This is a genomic window from Mesotoga sp. UBA5847 (assembly GCF_002432735.1).
Taxonomy (GTDB): domain Bacteria; phylum Thermotogota; class Thermotogae; order Petrotogales; family Kosmotogaceae; genus Mesotoga.
This window is the reverse complement of sequence record NZ_DJGL01000098.1, coordinates 19,491-35,416: the sequence shown is the minus strand read 5'-3', so window position 1 is coordinate 35,416 and position 15,926 is coordinate 19,491. Positions and strand designations below refer to the sequence as shown.

General features: G+C 45.8%; 16 protein-coding genes. 8 read left to right on the top strand and 8 right to left on the bottom strand.

Annotated elements, in window-relative coordinates:
- Positions 1-483 precede the first annotated feature (483 nt).
- On the bottom strand, positions 484-2,796 hold the full coding sequence (locus B3K91_RS12335; protein WP_292591924.1) for a hypothetical protein: 2,313 nt from the start codon (positions 2,794-2,796) through the stop codon (positions 484-486).
- A gap of 57 nt (positions 2,797-2,853) precedes the next feature.
- Positions 2,854-4,179: a hypothetical protein gene (locus tag B3K91_RS12330; protein WP_292591926.1), complete on the bottom strand. Its 1,326-nt coding sequence runs from the start codon at positions 4,177-4,179 to the stop codon at positions 2,854-2,856.
- Positions 4,180-4,537: 358 nt separating this feature from the next.
- Between B3K91_RS12330 and B3K91_RS12325 the strand changes: the two genes are divergently transcribed.
- Genes B3K91_RS12325 through B3K91_RS12300 form a run of 6 tightly spaced genes read left to right on the top strand, consistent with a single transcriptional unit; the run spans position 4,538 to position 10,344 of the window.
- Positions 4,538-5,515 (top strand): LacI family DNA-binding transcriptional regulator, encoded by a 978-nt coding sequence (locus tag B3K91_RS12325; protein ID WP_099829639.1) that lies wholly within the window; start codon positions 4,538-4,540, stop codon positions 5,513-5,515.
- 17 nt (positions 5,516-5,532) lie between these two features.
- The gene (locus B3K91_RS12320) at positions 5,533-6,783 is read left to right on the top strand and encodes an extracellular solute-binding protein (protein ID WP_099829638.1); all 1,251 of its coding nucleotides are present in this window, start codon (positions 5,533-5,535) and stop codon (positions 6,781-6,783) included.
- Positions 6,784-6,801: 18 nt separating this feature from the next.
- A complete protein-coding gene (locus B3K91_RS12315) occupies positions 6,802-7,680 on the top strand; it encodes a carbohydrate ABC transporter permease (RefSeq protein WP_214060120.1) in 879 nt (292 codons plus the stop codon).
- The gene (locus tag B3K91_RS12310) at positions 7,677-8,495 is read left to right on the top strand and encodes a carbohydrate ABC transporter permease (RefSeq protein ID WP_292589078.1); all 819 of its coding nucleotides are present in this window, start codon (positions 7,677-7,679) and stop codon (positions 8,493-8,495) included. The genes B3K91_RS12315 and B3K91_RS12310 overlap by 4 nt, the downstream gene beginning before the upstream one ends.
- Before the next feature lie 12 nt (positions 8,496-8,507).
- On the top strand, positions 8,508-9,389 hold the full coding sequence (locus B3K91_RS12305; protein WP_099829635.1) for a glycosidase: 882 nt from the start codon (positions 8,508-8,510) through the stop codon (positions 9,387-9,389).
- A 4-nt stretch (positions 9,390-9,393) separates the two neighbouring features.
- Complete coding sequence (locus B3K91_RS12300) at positions 9,394-10,344, top strand: glycoside hydrolase family 130 protein (RefSeq protein WP_102819064.1); 951 nt, start codon at positions 9,394-9,396, stop codon at positions 10,342-10,344.
- 28 nt (positions 10,345-10,372) lie between these two features.
- On the opposite strand, the gene B3K91_RS12295 is transcribed toward B3K91_RS12300, so the two are convergent.
- The 4 genes from B3K91_RS12295 to trpS are packed head-to-tail and all read right to left on the bottom strand — an operon-like array spanning position 10,373 to position 13,332.
- Positions 10,373-11,047 carry a pseudouridine synthase gene (locus tag B3K91_RS12295; RefSeq protein WP_292589075.1) on the bottom strand — a complete coding sequence of 225 codons (675 nt, stop codon included), beginning with the start codon at positions 11,045-11,047 and terminating at the stop codon, positions 10,373-10,375.
- Entirely contained in the window at positions 11,013-11,657 is a 645-nt protein-coding gene (scpB, locus tag B3K91_RS12290) for an SMC-Scp complex subunit ScpB (protein ID WP_099829632.1), read from the bottom strand. The genes B3K91_RS12295 and scpB overlap by 35 nt, the downstream gene beginning before the upstream one ends.
- The gene (locus B3K91_RS12285) at positions 11,657-12,346 is read right to left on the bottom strand and encodes a segregation and condensation protein A (RefSeq protein ID WP_214078783.1); all 690 of its coding nucleotides are present in this window, start codon (positions 12,344-12,346) and stop codon (positions 11,657-11,659) included. Before B3K91_RS12285 ends, scpB begins: the two co-directional genes overlap by 1 nt.
- A 2-nt stretch (positions 12,347-12,348) precedes the next feature.
- Positions 12,349-13,332, bottom strand: a complete 984-nt coding sequence (gene trpS / locus B3K91_RS12280) for a tryptophan--tRNA ligase (protein WP_099829630.1) — start codon at positions 13,330-13,332, stop codon at positions 12,349-12,351.
- A 144-nt stretch (positions 13,333-13,476) separates the two neighbouring features.
- Between trpS and B3K91_RS12275 the strand changes: the two genes are divergently transcribed.
- The gene (locus B3K91_RS12275) at positions 13,477-14,070 is read left to right on the top strand and encodes a DUF4897 domain-containing protein (protein ID WP_214060871.1); all 594 of its coding nucleotides are present in this window, start codon (positions 13,477-13,479) and stop codon (positions 14,068-14,070) included.
- Positions 14,063-14,818: an SIR2 family NAD-dependent protein deacylase gene (locus tag B3K91_RS12270; protein WP_214060872.1), complete on the top strand. Its 756-nt coding sequence runs from the start codon at positions 14,063-14,065 to the stop codon at positions 14,816-14,818. Before B3K91_RS12275 ends, B3K91_RS12270 begins: the two co-directional genes overlap by 8 nt.
- Here the strand turns inward: B3K91_RS12270 and prmC are convergent.
- Together prmC and B3K91_RS12260 are read right to left on the bottom strand one after the other, a co-directional pair.
- Positions 14,793-15,626 carry a peptide chain release factor N(5)-glutamine methyltransferase gene (prmC, locus tag B3K91_RS12265; protein ID WP_214060873.1) on the bottom strand — a complete coding sequence of 278 codons (834 nt, stop codon included), beginning with the start codon at positions 15,624-15,626 and terminating at the stop codon, positions 14,793-14,795. The genes B3K91_RS12270 and prmC overlap by 26 nt on opposite strands.
- Positions 15,623-15,925, bottom strand: coding sequence for a metal-sulfur cluster assembly factor (locus B3K91_RS12260; protein ID WP_099829627.1), 303 nt, complete (start codon positions 15,923-15,925; stop codon positions 15,623-15,625). The genes prmC and B3K91_RS12260 overlap by 4 nt, the downstream gene beginning before the upstream one ends.
- Between the last annotated feature and the right edge of the window lies 1 nt (position 15,926).

The following is a 15,926-nucleotide window of genomic DNA, read 5'->3' as shown; positions in this document are numbered from 1 at the left end:
GAAGTGGTACTGGCCAGGCGAAGCCTGAATGGCTATTTTGTTGCCTCCTGCCGAAGGCAGCATTGCGTCCTGGCGTGATCTTCGCCAGCCTTGCGTCCCCGGATGCTTCTCCGGGCATTGCGACCTGGGCCGTTCTTGCCCAGCCCTGCGTCTGATGTTTTACTCCAGCATCGCTTCCTCGCGCCAGCGAGCCTCACTTCCCGATGAAGTCGGCATCATTTCTGCTTGTCCTCTCTCTTCTCGGAGAACGGTGGACCGTTGACGGTCAACATGAATTCTCGCACTCTCGAAGCGAAGCACTCGACAACGCTCTTTCTCGGTTAATCTTTAAGAAGGACGGATCCTAGCTATTGGACGGCAAACCTGAGGACTGCTTTTCCCAGCGCACAGCGTGTTCCCTCAAGCATTAAGCGGGTTTTCCGGTCGCGAAGCAGAACTGGCCTGCGTCAACGGACCGGCATTCTTCTCCAAATAACTTCACTGCTACTGAACACCGAAGCCTGATCTCTCAAACGAGACTGCGAAAATGTGCACATTAGCCAGCTGAGGAAAGACTATGCTTTTCAACGGTTTATCAAGAAGATCACTACAACGATAGTACAGCATGCACTTGATTCTCTCTGTATTCCCAGTATTATCGTATCTGCCGGAAAACACGAACGCAATTTCCTCTCCAGTCGATGGCCCTCCGCACCAATCGGAAAACGACAACTGGATCATTTGCTGCGAACCATCTTCGTAGATCAGCTGCGCTTCACCGACGTAGTCACCATGGTTCGCCGAACCGAGGATACAGATACGACTGAATACTTCTGCTGGAAATGTAATCGCCTGGCCCGTGAGTCTTAGGTTGTCGTCGCCTTTGATGTTCATTAAGAATCTAGTCTCACCAACAGAAAGGAATCCTGATTCTAGCTCTCTCTCCAGCTCTGCAGATATGTAAGAAGCTCCAAATAATCCCTGAGGGTTGTCGAAATTCGCCGTTTTTCTCTCATCGGAAGATGCAATTCCGTTGTTGTTGAATAGCTCTTCAAGATTCAAATGAACGAACCCGTCCTGTTCGACAACATCCACTACCAGTGACGGTGGTACTTCAGTAATCTTTCTCTCTCTTTCAAAGATCCTACCGTTTGCAATTGAAATACCTTCTTGTGCTTCCTCGCTTCCACGGAAATTGAGAATAAAGGAAACATCTTCTCCTGGATCGTAAGCAACCACCAAATTCGGCACGAGAATTATCTGATCGAGATCGAAACTACCTTCGGTTATTCTTCCTCCCACCGTGAAGGTAGATTCATTACCTGTACCTTTTACAGTACCGATTTTGAGAATGGCTCTCCGCTCTAGGCTGACTACCTTCTCTGATCTGGAATCCCCAAGCCTCAAGGTAAAGACCACTTCGTTAGCTTTGACTTCATTTAGAGCTGCAAATACTGAATATGATGTCTCGGCAAGTGTTATTGGCATACGAAGACTGAATGCTCCTGAGATGTTTATTACGGCATTGCCCGAAAAGCCGGTACCCTGGATTATCGCTGATTCGGAAAGGCCAGCCCTCATGGATTCTGCTTCAACTACCTCAACCCGCGCAAGTATCTCTACTTCACCAGAAAAGAACCGTTCGTACTGATCGGGAAGCCTACTGATCCTTTCGAGAGAAAGAAGCATGGAAATCGTAGATTCTGCTCCTGCATTTCTATTTACGTGTGAGAATTCAAGTCCGTCAAATCCCTCTCCGTTCCTCCCTATCATTGACTGGTTCAACTTGTTGACACCAAGGAACCAGCTTCCAAGAAGAGCCGTTGTAGAGGCAATCTCATCATCTTCGGTCAGTTCATACAGCATATACCCTGCTGAAATCGCAGCTTCTGCAGCATAGGCTATCTGCGGGAAAAGTTGCAAGTATTGAGACAATGAGTATAGAGGCCCCGCATTCAGCAGAAGCGCCGAGCTTCGCTTGAAAGCCTCTACAGAAGCTTCAAGAAGATTGTCGTCTTCTAGAATCGCACTTGCCAAAGCTATTGCTTCCAGCTGCCTCGAACCCCAACCGTGCCAGTAATACTTCGATTCTGAAGGTGGTGCCTCGTCTACAAGACCGTCAAAAAGCGAGTCGCTATTCAGAACCAGCTTATCTCGAATAGCAGAAGAACACCTTTCAACGAAACTTCCCACGAGTGCATCGTTGCCTATCATGAACAACTCGGCGGCTCCAAGAAGAACAACGGATGAGAGGTCGGTGTAGCCATGAATAAGACCGTCCTGTTCAAAGCTGATTATTCTTCGGAAGCACCTATGTGCAGCTTCGGTCAGTTTAACAGAAAACTCGGGGTCAAAATCTTGAGATATCCGTGCTCCGGTAGTAAGCGCCCATAATGCTCGAGCTGCCCACCAGTTTCCTCCTTTTCTGGAAGTAGGCCCATTTAGGTTTATTCTTCCATCTTCGAATACGAAATTGTAGAAGTCCCCATCGACATCCTGCATTGAAAGTACAAATTCCAGCGCTTCTCTTGCCCGTCCGAAGTACTCAGGTTTTCCTGAAGTCTCAAAGAGTCTCAAATAAAGTATCGCCGCCCTCGCCACATCATCAACACATGTAACTCCTTCGCCGGGAGCATCGGCATGTTTGTAGCTTCCATCGGGAAGTCTGTCAGCATAAATCCAGTAACCAACTCTTGTGACATTCTCAATCGAGAACTCGTCTCTAAGGAATTCCAGATGTCCTAGACTAAGCTGAACCTCCATCCCGATAAGCAAGACTGAAGCAAGAGATAAGAGCAAGACGATTACCTTCTTCATAGACACCTCCAAAATAAAAGGGTGAGAGGCAACCTCTCACCCTAAAACAAAGATCGATTATTCTCCTATCTTGAGTGACTGAATCTCCGACTTCTTGAGCTCAGCGAACTCGATTGAATCCTGAATTGAGTCGGCGTTGAATATCGAGTAGACTCTCTTGAAACTGACAACATCTCCTGCCGCAAAGCGCTTTACGTAGTCTTCCCAGTTTGAAGAGACATAACCTCTAGTGCTTTCGAAGATGTCAATCTCACCGGGCATCCATTCGAAGTATCCGTCCCTGAATTCCCTGCTCTCATATACCCAAGTAAGACCTCCTATCCATTTCTCGTAGTCGGCTACTACAACAGGTACTTCGGGGTTTATCTCTGCGACACCCAATTTCAATGACAACGAGTAGTTGGCTCTCCAGCTTTCCTGAGAAGCAAATATGTACGTCGCACCCCACCAAAGCGGTCTCATTGAATCTACAGCAGGGAAGACAATATAGGGCTTGTTTCCGAAATACATTATCGCATTTCTCTCTAGCCAGTATTCTAGTGGTGTAATATTAAGCTGATCGGCCCAGAGAAGTCTTCTGAATACAGGAAGCGTATGGACCGTGTCTTCAGCTACGTCAGTCAATACTCTTGTTGCCATTATCTGTAGTTTCATTAGTTCGGCATATGTCGCAAATTCAAAGGTGTTGTGAGAAATTATATCCCCATTGCTGAAGATTGTGGTGATGATTTTTTGAGTTACACCCAGGAAAGGTTTCGCTTCAAGCGTGCTAACAACAGTGATTCCTACGGGCCCGGCAGGAAGAACCGAGACTTCCTTGACTGCAAAATCCCCCGACGTCTTTTCTTCGTGCCTGCCAAACTCTCCATCGATGTAATAGGTCGATCCAACATAACCCGACATCCTGACAATGCCTATCTCATCGACCACAGTTCCTTCCACATCTCCGAAACCAGTTACCTTAACGAGACCTTTGTTATTGGCAATTGCAGTTATTTCCCCGATTTCAATAACCCACTGCCCATCTTCCTCAGTTACTTTTCCTACCGACTGGTAGGTTGGGGGAAGAATGTCAAAGTTGTCACTAACCGTTATCTCTGCAGGACCTGTGATCAAGAAGGAGAGAATATCCCCGGATGAGAGCCTTCCATTCAGATCGGCATCATCAATTTGATACGGAAGCTCCTTTCCGTCTTGAACAACTCTTAATGAGTCCCAGTTGGCATCGAAGTCAACCCCAACGAGATCAAGAATATCACTCATGGCAATTGTAACGGCAACAGGCTCCCCGGTGAAGGAATTGACAGACACGGGAACCCTTACAGTCTCTGCAACTAAAAAGACCGAAAGCACTATGAAGAAAAGAACCAAGAACCTCTTCATACAAACACCTCCTAGAAGTCGATGTGAAATCGCTTACATATCACTTAAGATTATAGAATCTTGTCACTTCTTTGATCTAGAATGATATGGAATCAAAAATAATGACTTACGAAGATTATCGGCAATCAATTGGTAATATAACCTGATTCCGCACTAACTTTACTTTTTTCGTCTAAGTTTAATCAACTTTGATACCTACGGTTATTTAAGAAATGCAAAACGGCATATTACTGACTTAATAGCTCTAAATACTAACTGAATGGCTTTATTAGTTGCTACTCGAATGTGATTATCGAGCCTCAATCGAGGTATATTACTTTTAGAGATGTAAGCGTTTACATAGCTAGAGGTGATTTACTTGTCAGCAAAACTATCTGATGTCGCACGACTGGCAGAAGTATCAACCGCAACCGTTTCAAGAGTGCTGAATAAGAGCGGCTACGTTTCGAAGAAGGCAAGAGAAAAGGTCTTGTCAGCCATAGAAGAACTCGAGTACAAACCCTCAAAAGTTGCAAGCTACCTTGCAAGCAGAAAGCTTGACTTCAACATCGGCATCGTCGCTGGCAGAAGATTGTTTAAGATTCTTTCCAGCAAATCTGATCAATTTTACACTATCGTTCTTAATGGAATTGAGGAGTTCTTTCTAAACAACAACATGAGAGGAGAATTAGTATCGACAGATGAGTTCTCGAATAGTTTTGACGGATATCTGATGATAGGTGGAGAAATAAGCGAGAAAGATGTGAGAATGGTCAAAGAGGGCGGGAAACCGGTTGTGCTGGTCGATCAGTATCTTGCCGGTGTCAAGGTAGACTGTGTTGTTTCTGATGGTTACGATGGAGCTGTATATGGAATGAGAAAGCTCTTCTCAAAAGGTCTGAAGAAGATAGTGAACATCCATGGTCCCCTGTCTCACTTTGGTTTCAGAGATAGATACGACGGGTATATCTCAGCAATGGAAAGCGCCGGCTACTTGCCTAGAGCATTTGAATACGACGAAGAAAACGACAATATGAGCGCGATTATTGACCTTTTGCTTTCAAGATACGGGCTTCCAGACGCAGTATTCGGGTGTAATGATACGGCCGCAATCAGAGCAATGGAAGAGTTTCAGGCAAGAGGCATAAAAATACCAGAAGAGGCATCGATTATGGGATTTGATGACATTATAAACTCTTCCGGTACCACCCCTTCGTTGACGACATTCAAGATCTTCAAGCGTGAGATGGGGGTTGTAGCATCAAGAAGACTGCAGAGTCTGCTAATTGGCAATGAACCTCATCCTACAAAGATTTCTCTGTTTACCGAATTTGTCCAGAGAGAGAGCACTTTATAGAAAAGGAGGTAAAGATCGTGAAAAAACTAATTCTGTTAACGGTATTCCTGTGCCTTATCTCGGGATTACTTGGCGTTGAGCTTGTCTTCTGGACAGCGCCAAATCCTCTTCAAGAGAGTTTCTGGAAAGAAGTGGTTTCCGAGTGGAATCAGAACAACCCGGATATCCAGATAAAGTGGTCAACGATCCCGGCTGCCGGTAGCTCAGAGGAGGCTATACTCACATCAATCGCATCGGGAAGAATGCCTGACATCTGCACGAACATCTTCTCGGGTTTCGCAGCACAACTTATCGAAGCAGACATACTTGTTCCGCTAAACTCCTTCCCGGATTTCTGGGAGCTAATGGAGAAGAGGAAGATGACTTCAATAGTCGAAAGCTGGAAATTTGGAAACGACTATTACGTGCTCCCAATATACTCGAATCCGATTATGATGTGGTGGAGATCGGACATACTGAAAGAGCTGGGATATGATAGGCCGCCCAGAACATACTCGGAGATCTATGAAATCAGTGAGAAGTATTCCGTCCCTTACGAGAAGTATGGAACATTGGTCGTAATGGGCAGAAACTGGTACGACAGATGGTATGATTTCATAACCTATTACTATGCGGCAAGCGAGGGCTCCCCATACCTGGATGTTGAGAAAGCAAGAGCTCTCTTCAACAACGATACGGGGAAAGAAGTCGTCACATTCATAGATACCATGTTCAGAAACAACTGGACGGCGGTCGACCTCGGAAGCAACCCATTCTACTTCGGAGTAGTTCTTGGTGGTATATTCGGGCCTTGGGAGATCAATCAGGCGAGGAACCTCTTCCCTGATGTCTTTGACCACATTGCAATCGCTCCACCTCCAGTCCCGGACGACTATCCAGAAGACAAACCAATATACACGTTCGCAGATACTAAGGGACTGGTAATGTTTGCAACAACAAAGCATAAGGAAGCCGCATGGAAGTTCATCAAGTGGGTTTACTCAGATATTGAGAAAGATCGGAAATGGATGGAAGTTACCAACCTTCCTCCTGCAAGAGAGGATCTGCTATCTAACCCCATCTTTCAAGAATACATGGATGAGAACCCAAAGTTCGCCGCTTACGCTAGCCATGTTGCCTATGCTGTCCCGCCCGCATTAACCACCAAGACTGTTGAGGTTCAAGATATTCTCACGACATTTCTCATCGAACAAATAATGTATGGAAAATCCACTCCATTCGAAGCTTTGAGCGATGCGGCAACAAGAGTAAGAAGAGAACTCTTCTAAGAGAAGAGGTGATTTTGAGTGAGGAAGAGATTGAAAACCATCGACGCAATAAAGGGCTGGTCTCTGTCAGGAGGATACCTAGTATATACAGCGATTTTCTGGGGGTACCCGTTCGTATGGTTACTGATTCTGGCACTCTCGAAATGGAATTACTTCACACCCAGGAAGTTTATCTGGTTTGACAATTTCATTAAGCTCTTCCAGGATGAGCTATTCTGGAGGGTCTTCCTGAACACCTTCAATTTCATGCTTTACTTCATCCCAATGGTTCTCGGTCTCTCCTTACTCTTTGCTCTTGGCCTGAAGAAGGTGAAGATGTTCAGGACCTTCTTCATACTGGCATTTCTCGTTGCCAACGTCTCCTCCGGAGTCGCCTACTCGATCATATTCCAAAAGCTGTTTGCGATAAACGGTCCCTTAAACAGCATTACTAGGTCTATTTTCGGAATCACAATCCCCTGGTTTAGCAGTCCACAGCTGGCAACGCTATCTATCGCTGTGATGGTAACCTGGAAATTCATTGGTTACTACGGTCTCATTCTTTTCTCAGGGCTTCAGGCAATACCGGAGAGTCTATATGAATCTGCTGAACTGGATGGAGCAGGAAAGATGACCAGATTTTTCAGGATCACTCTGCCCCTTATAAATCCGTCGATAGTTATGGTTCTGGTTCTCTCCCTTACTCTAACTTTTGGAATATTCACCGAGCCCTTCCTCATTACGGGAGGAGGTCCGATGAGAACCACATATACATTCCAGATGCTCATCTACACGACAGCATTCCAGAAAATCAATCCGGGATACGCATCGGCGTTGGCAATCATAGTGGCTCTTCTGAGTTACGGATGCGTGTTGCTCACCAGGAAGCTTGTTGAAAGAGAGGTGGAGATGGTATGAAGAAAATACCGATGATTATCCTTTATGTCATTCTCTTTGCCGCCTCCGTCGTATGGATCTACCCATATATATGGATGCTGCTATCGTCTTTCAAGCCAACTAATGAAATCTATGGCGGATTCCTGCCGAGCCGGTTCACCCTTGATAATTATAGATTCATTCTAGAAGCCGCCGACAAGATGGAGAGACCGTTTATTCAAGCTCTTGGCAATTCGATATTCATATCTGTAACCGTTACCTTTGGAGTACTAGTGACCTCGGCTCTCGTTGGCTTCGGACTATCAAGGCTAAGTTTCAAAGGAAGAAATGTGATATTCAATTTCATAATATTTCAGATGATATTCCCGGGATTTCTTTTTATTGTCCCTTTATATGTCCTCATAAGGAATCTCGGTCTAATTGACACCAGAACGGCCCTCATACTTCCTTCCCTCGTTTCCGCTTGGGGTGTCTTCATGTTTACGCAGTCCTTCAGAGCCGTTCCAAACGAATACCTTGAAGCAGCTAGAATGGATGGAGCAAACGACCTCTGGATAATCACGAAGGTGTTGATCCCGCTAACTAGCTCGACCGTCTCTATCGTTGGACTCTTCACATTCATCGGAATATGGGATAATTTCATGTGGCCTCTAATAGTTGTCAGCGATTATTCAAAGATGCCGCTTTCAGTACTTTTGGCAAGCTTCAATATGCAGTACGGAAGTTACCTGGGACCGGTTCTTGCAGGTTCTGTCCTTCAGACTATGCCCATGGTAGTCATATTTCTGGTGTTCAGAAAGTACTTCCTTCAAGGAATCTCTATGTCATTGAAATAAGGAGTGAGAGTTGTGATCAAACTGAAAAGACATCCGTTAAACCCTCTTATCTCTCCGATCCCGCAACATCACTGGGAATCTAAGTATGTTTTCAACTGTGCCGTTGTCAAACGAAAAAAAGTCTTTCACATGCTATACAGGGCCCAGGGAGAAGATATGGTTTCAAGAATGGGCTACGCCGTTTCACTCGACGGTGTTAGATTCAACAGACTTGAGAAGCCGGTCTTTACTCCCGGAAGTCAATGGGAGCTTTACGGCGTTGAGGACCCCAGGCTAACGGAGCTGGAGGGAAAAGTCTTCATGCAATACACGGCCTATTCTCCTCTTGGTGTACGAATTTCGATGGCTTCAACGACTGATTTTCTCCGCTGGGAGCGTCACGGAGTAATTATCCCGGATGTCGACAACAAGGATGCAGCACTGTTTCCGGAGAAGGTGAACGGACGCTACATTATGTTCCACAGAATCGAACCGGACATGTATCTGGCGTATTCAGACGATCTCAATACCTGGACACGATTCACTTCTATAGCCGGTCCGAGACCCAGCATGTGGGACAATCTGAAGATTGGGGTAGGTGCTCCACCTATCAAAACTAAATACGGGTGGCTTGTACTGTATCACGGCGTGGAAGACACTCCTAGACCTACTTACAGACTGGGGTTCATGTTACTAGACTCAGAGAACCCTGAGAAGGTCATAAAGAGAAGCAATGAACCGATTCTTGAACCAGAAGAAGAGTGGGAAGTGTTTGGAGGCGTCCCAAATGTCGTTTTTTCCGATGCAATGGTGGAACACGAAGGACACTATTATGTTTATTATGGGGCGGCAGACAACCTTATCGCTCTGGCCACAATCGAGAAAGAGGTTGTGATCAACTGGATAAGGAGTTGATTATGTGAGAAGACTACTGCTTGTGGTATTGCTCTCTCTATGTTCATCGGTATTTTCCATTTCGATAGAGTTTGAATCGCTATATAACATTGAAAGAGCATCTGAGCTTCCTATAGTGATGCCTCAAGGTGTCGGGTGGGAGAGCAAGGCCGTATTCAATCCGGCAGCTATAGTTATTGACTCGACTGTCTATCTTCTCTACAGATCGGAAGACTGGGCCGGCACAGGTAGATGGAATGGCACATCAAGGATTGGCCTGGCGACATCGGCAGATGGCTTCGAGTTCTCAAGGCGGTCAGATCCTCTGATTTCGCCAACGGAATCATACGAGATCCCGGGAGGCTGCGAAGATCCTCGAATAGTGAAGATAGACGATACCTATATACTTACCTACACGGGTTATGATGGGGGGAAGGCGAGACTGTGCATAGCCGTCTCAAAGGACTTCGAAGAGTGGGAGAAATTGGGCCCGGTATTCAAAGACGATACCTGGTCAAAGTCAGGCGCAATCGTCCCTGCCAAGATTGATGGGAAGTACTTCATGTACTTTGGAGATTCCTCTATAAAACTCGCTTATTCCACCGACCTCAGAAATTGGACGGTATTTCCCCGTCCCGTATTGGAACCAAGACAGGGTTACTTCGACAGCAGACTGATAGAGCCGGGACCGACGCCCATTATAACAGAAGAGGGGATTCTTCTCATATACAACAGCGCCGACTTTTCCACGATCTACAGGCCGGGGGCTGCGCTATTTGATATAAGCAATCCCAGAAAACTTATAATGAGGACTGACAGGTTTCTCGCAGAACCTGAACTTATTTGGGAAAAACAAGGGCAGGTCCCAAACGTGATATTTATCGAAGGAGCCGTAGTTCATGAAGAAAAGCTGATTCTGTACTATGGTGCAGCAGACACCTACATTGGAGCGTTCGTTGTTGATCTTAGTAGCTGAGACTGTGAATCTTTGGTAATGAAGACATCTACAATCTCTTGTTGTCCTTACCGGGGCTCCTTTTCTGGGCCCCTTTCTTCAGCGATTCAATCTCCCTCTTGCTTAGCCTTTTTATGTCACCTGGATTTGGAACAAGAGATATGCCAAGAGTGCCTATAGCAACTCTGACAAGAGTGGAAACCTGTTTGTTGAATACCCTAAGAATCTCCCTAATTTCTCGTTTGTGGCCTTCGTGAATCGTAATCGAATACTTCGACAGATCTTCATCACTTCTGACCAGTCTTATCTTTGCCGGAGCTGTTCTGAATCCATCGGCAAGTGTAACACCAGCCCTCACAGCTTCGATATCCTGATCGGTAAGTCTTCCCTTTATTCCCACGACGTAAGTCTTCTCTATCTCTGAAGAAGGATGAGAAACGAGATTAGCGAGATCACCATCATTCGTCATGATTATTAATCCGCAGCTGTCTTGGTCCAGTCTGCCTACGTGAAATACTCTCTCCTTAATCCTTTCACTTATCAGATCAGCCAACGTCTTTCTTCCACGATCATCGCTCATGGCGCTGAGATAACCAAGAGGTTTGTTAACCAAATATACGACTTTTTCTTCTATGGAAAAGCTTAGCTTACTTCCGTCAAGAAGAATTTCTGAAGACTCCGGAATTACATCAAGTCTCGGGTATGTCTCGATCCTGCCGTTCACCTTCACTCTCCCGTCCAGGATCGCTTGAGTCGACTTCCTTCTCGACATTCCCGTTATCTGTGAGATCATCTCGTGAAGCCTCAAAACTATCTTCCCCCCCGCCAATAGCCAACCCCTGAACAATCTCCGCGAGATCGTCAACCTGGAACAATTCGTAGAAGCGCGAACTGACTTTGTAGAGGTAAGGTCTGCCCGGCAGCTTCGATTTCCTCTTGCCCACAAGTCCCATCTTAGACAGCTCTAAAAGCTGGGCTTGAGAAGACCTTCCTCTTATTAGTTCAACATCATTTCTTGTTAGCGGTCCCTTCACAGCCACAGTCGCCAAAACTTCCATCTGAGTGTCGGTAATGCTCACCAGAGGTCTCACCGATATTTGACTTACATATGACTGAATCGATGCTTTGGTATAGAATCTGAGCCTGCCGTTAACGGACTTAATCATTACACCGTGATCATGTCCTTGGTATTCTCCCTCTAGCTCTTCAAGCAGTAACATAACCTGATTCAGCTTCATACCGATAATCGACGCGATTCTTGACGGCTCAATGCCGCTTCTTGCAGAGAAGATCAGCGCTTCGATAATTGCCTTCTTTGTCAATTCCTCGTTCACTAGACCCTCCTTCTGAGAACGAGAGGCTCTACACTTTCAAGATAGTACCTGTTGAGCTTCAGGAGTTCAAGCACTGCAAGAAAGGAGACAATTACTTCCGATCTGCTTTCGAGATCCATAAGGAACTTGTACAGCTCAATTGTCTCATAGAGCTGTTCTATCTGAAGCATTCGGTCTTCAACGTTTATGCTCTCGGAAACGATTGTATATACTCTTTCTCTTAATACCGTCTCCTTTAGAATGGCTTTGAAAGCTTCCGTAAGTTCGTCCGGAAGATCCTCTTTCCTCTTCTGATCAACTACCGGTTTGGCTGTTGCCCTTTCATAGCTGTAAGCATCGTAGAGCTTTACCCGGAATTCTTTTGACAGGTCCTTTAAGGCCCTATACTCCTCTACGCTTTTGTAGAGTTCTTTCTGCTGATTTTCAAACACTTCGGCTTCATTATTGCTCATTCTGGGGAGCAGAGCCTTGGACTTCATCTCCATGAGAGTTGAAGCCATCACCAGGAAATCGGAAGTCACTACCATATCCAGAGATTTCATCTTGTTGACGTGTGCAATGAACTCGTCTGCTATGACTGTGATGGGGATCGAACGAATGTCTACCCGGTGTTTCCTGACTAAATACACGAGCAAGTCAAGCGGTCCTTCGAATTCAGGGAAACTGAAGACCAGTTCAAGCTGTTCCACCTTCACCACCCCAGCTTAGTTGCTTCAAGAACCCTCTTCATTGTCTCCTTAGCCACTTCTGCAGCTCTTCGATTTCCATCTTCGATTATCTCGGAAAGCTCCTCACAGTTTTCTTTCAGATAGGACAGCCTCTCCCAAACAGGGGAGAGTCTTTCAACCAGGTTCTGCTGAAGGAGTCTCTTACACTCCAAACAGCCGATTCCTGCAGTCTTGCATCCTTGAACGACCCAAGACTTCTCTTCATCGGAGGAAGTGAAAGCCTTATGATAATCCCATACAGGACATTTTTCCGGATCTCCCGGATCGGTTCTTCTCTTTCTCGCCGGATCCGTCATCATCGGAGCAATCATCTTCCAGAGCTCTTTCTCATCCGTATCGATCAGAATGTAGTTCCCGTAGCTCTTGGACATCTTTCTGCCATCAGTTCCCGGAAGCTTGGGCACTTTAGCAAGAATCGGTTCCGGCTCTGGGAACACTTCGCCAAACTGATTGTTGAACCTTCTTGCAATTTCCCTTGTAAGCTCAACATGATAAACCTGATCCTCACCAACCGGAACTCCTGTCGCCAGATACATGAGAATATCCGCTGCCTGAAGAACAGGGTATAGCAAAAACCCTCCACTTGAAAGGTCCTTGTTTGTGATCTGCTCCTTCTGATCCTTGAAAGTCGGCACCCTTTCCAATCTCGAAACAGACACGAGCATAGAGAAATACAGGAACAGCTCCGCGTGCTCCTTAATTGCAGACTGAACAAAGAGAACTGATTTCTCGGGATCTAGACCAACTGAGACGTATGTTCGGACGATGTCAAGACTCCAGTCATAGAAGTTAGAACTTTCATCTATATGGGAAGTGAGGCCATGCCAGTTAGCCACGAAGTAAAAGCATTCATTTCCCTGGTCCTGCAGCTCTTTCCATTTCTCAAGAGTTACGAAATGCCCTAGATGAAGTCTGCCGGTCGAGCGCATGCCACTGAGAACTCGCACTGAAATCCCTCCAAACCGAAAAGCCCGATATACAACTAATATCGATCGTCAACTGCGATCGCAAAGGTATCTACAATGTATTTTAGCACAGAATGATGTTATCATATTCTCAGGACCAATCTAATAATAATCGGGAGGTTACATATGAAATTCAATACCCTTCTCATCATACTCGTTGTTGTTATGGTTGGGATGACTGCAGTCAACATGTTTATGGCATTTAACAACAGACTTGATATTGACACTCTGTCATCCACCAGCAACTATTCATATGACTACGAAGGTCGAGCCACCTTGGATATTGAAACCGAGATCATCTTCAATAAACCAAATCAGATGACACAGTTTCTCGAGCAATACGATAAACCTCAGCAAGAACAGTTCGCAGACTTCCAGGAGTCAATGACCCAGTTTGCAGAGAGCTTCAACCGGGCTATGTATGTAGAGGACTTTCAGTCGACCGCAACGGTTCTCGGTTCTAACAGAGTAAGAGTAATTGAGCATGCCGTTATTTCGGGCTTTGCTGCCGTTGAAGAAGGAGTAGTAAACACTGATATGGGAGATATGGAGTTCGATCTTACAGGGGAAGCCTATTCACTTACTATCTCAATTCCGCCAGGCGCAACGATTATCGAAGTCAATCCCACACCAACAGTTGTAGCAGACGGAAATGTATATATATGGGCAGACACTGGCAAGACGAACTTTCCAAAGATTCAGTTTGCAAGAGGTGAGTGAAGTCAGTCAAGAAGCCAAGTCGTTCCTTTCTCTTCTAAAAGAATCTACCAATACCTCAGTACTAACCGGTGCCGGCGTTTCTGTTGCCAGTGGTATTCCAGATTTTAGAAGTCCCGGGGGCCTATACAGCAAAGTCTCTCCAGAGATTTTCGAACTCAGTTCCTTTATGAAAGACCCTGCTGGTTACTACAAAGTAGCAAGAGAGAGAATACACACCATGGCTGACACAGTACCAAATGCCACCCACATACTTCTAGCGAGACTGCAAGAGATGGGATTGATTCAAACAATCATCACCCAGAATATCGACGGTCTCCTGCAAAAAGCTGGAGCAAGAGATGTCGTCGAGTTGCACGGAACAGTCTCCCTGTTTGATTGTCTTCAATGCAGCAGGAAGTTTGATAGGTCGGAGATGGAGCTCATTCTGGAAAGCGCTGATGTTCCGAAATGCAGCTGTGGAGGCCTAATAAAGCCAAGAATCGTCTTCTTTGGCGAGATGCTTCCCGAGAAGGCTATCAGAAGCTCTGAAGATGCTGCGCTTGCTGCAGATCTGTTTCTCGCATTAGGTTCTTCGCTCATGGTTTATCCTGCGGCTCAGTTTCCGGTAATTGCGAAATCATCTGGCGCCAGAGTGGCAATCGTGAATAGAGATGAGACTGGTCTCGATTATCTGGCCGACCATATTTTTAGGGTCGAACTTGAAGGGTTTTCTAAAGAAGTCATCAGCCTATTGGAAGCAGAATCATGAATCGGTAGTTCCCTGATAAGTCCTTTCTGAACTCGCAAGAGTAACCTTCGATCTCCGAAAAGAGTTTGCGAAGACCGTCCGTCTCGTACTGAGAAATTTCCAGATATACCCTCTTTCCACGCGGGAGGTTCCTGAAAAACTCCCTGTAGAAGTCAAGTCCATCCTTACCGCCGTCAAGGGCAGTCAACGGTTCGTGATTTTTTATGCTGACATCGAGCAAATCGATATCTGTTGTTCTTATATAAGGCGGGTTGGAAACCAAAACCTCGACAGAGTTCAGGTATTCTCCGAGTCCGTTGAGATTGTCTCCGTCAATGAATTTCACGTTAGATATCCCGTTATTTCTGGCATTCTGCTCCGCAAGAGCGATTGCCTCCGTTGAGATGTCGGTCGCGAATACAGTAGCTGAGGGAAGACTTCGCGCAAGAGCGCAGGCTATCGCTCCACTTCCCGTTCCGATATCGGCAAAGACTTTAGAGTCTTTTTCTTCCTCAATAACGATCTCAACCAACTCTTCAGTTTCGCTGCGGGGAATGAGCACACAAGGGGAAAGCTCTAGTCTAATTCCAAAAAAATCTTTGTAGCCAAGCACGTAGTCTATTGGCTCTCCTTTGGCAACTCTTTTCACTGCCGAAAAAAACTCAACGGTCAGAGAAGATTCGATTTCTCTTTTAGTATCAAGAAGCAGATCGACTTCAGTCAGCGATAGGATTTCCTTCGAAAGTAAGAACACAATAAAGCGGGAATTGTCGATTCCCGCTTCACTGAGCCTCTTTATTGATATCTCAATTAGCTCCCTTGATTTCACATTCCAAGAATCTTTCTGACGTCATCACTTGCCATCTCAGGCGTCCATGGTGGGTCAAAGGTAAGCTCAATCTTAACGTCCCCAATTCCCTCGATCTCGCTGACCTTTCTTCTTGCGTCTTCCGTCATCAGTCCGGCAAGGGGACACATCGGCGTCGTCAACGTCATCTTGATTCTCACATCTTTCCCATCCTGAATATTCACGCCGTAAACTAGTCCAAGAGAAACTATATCGAAGCCAATTTCGAGATCATAGACTTCTTCAAGAGCTTTCATTACATCTTCCTTTATGACACTCAAT

Coding starts and splice junctions, on each gene's coding strand:
- B3K91_RS12310 (WP_292589078.1), top strand. CDS start 7,677: ATGAAGAAAATACCGATGATTATCCTTTATGTCATTCTCTTTGCCGCC.
- B3K91_RS12335 (WP_292591924.1), bottom strand. CDS start 2,796: ATGAAGAAGGTAATCGTCTTGCTCTTATCTCTTGCTTCAGTCTTGCTT.
- B3K91_RS12275 (WP_214060871.1), top strand. CDS start 13,477: ATGAAATTCAATACCCTTCTCATCATACTCGTTGTTGTTATGGTTGGG.
- B3K91_RS12330 (WP_292591926.1), bottom strand. CDS start 4,179: ATGAAGAGGTTCTTGGTTCTTTTCTTCATAGTGCTTTCGGTCTTTTTA.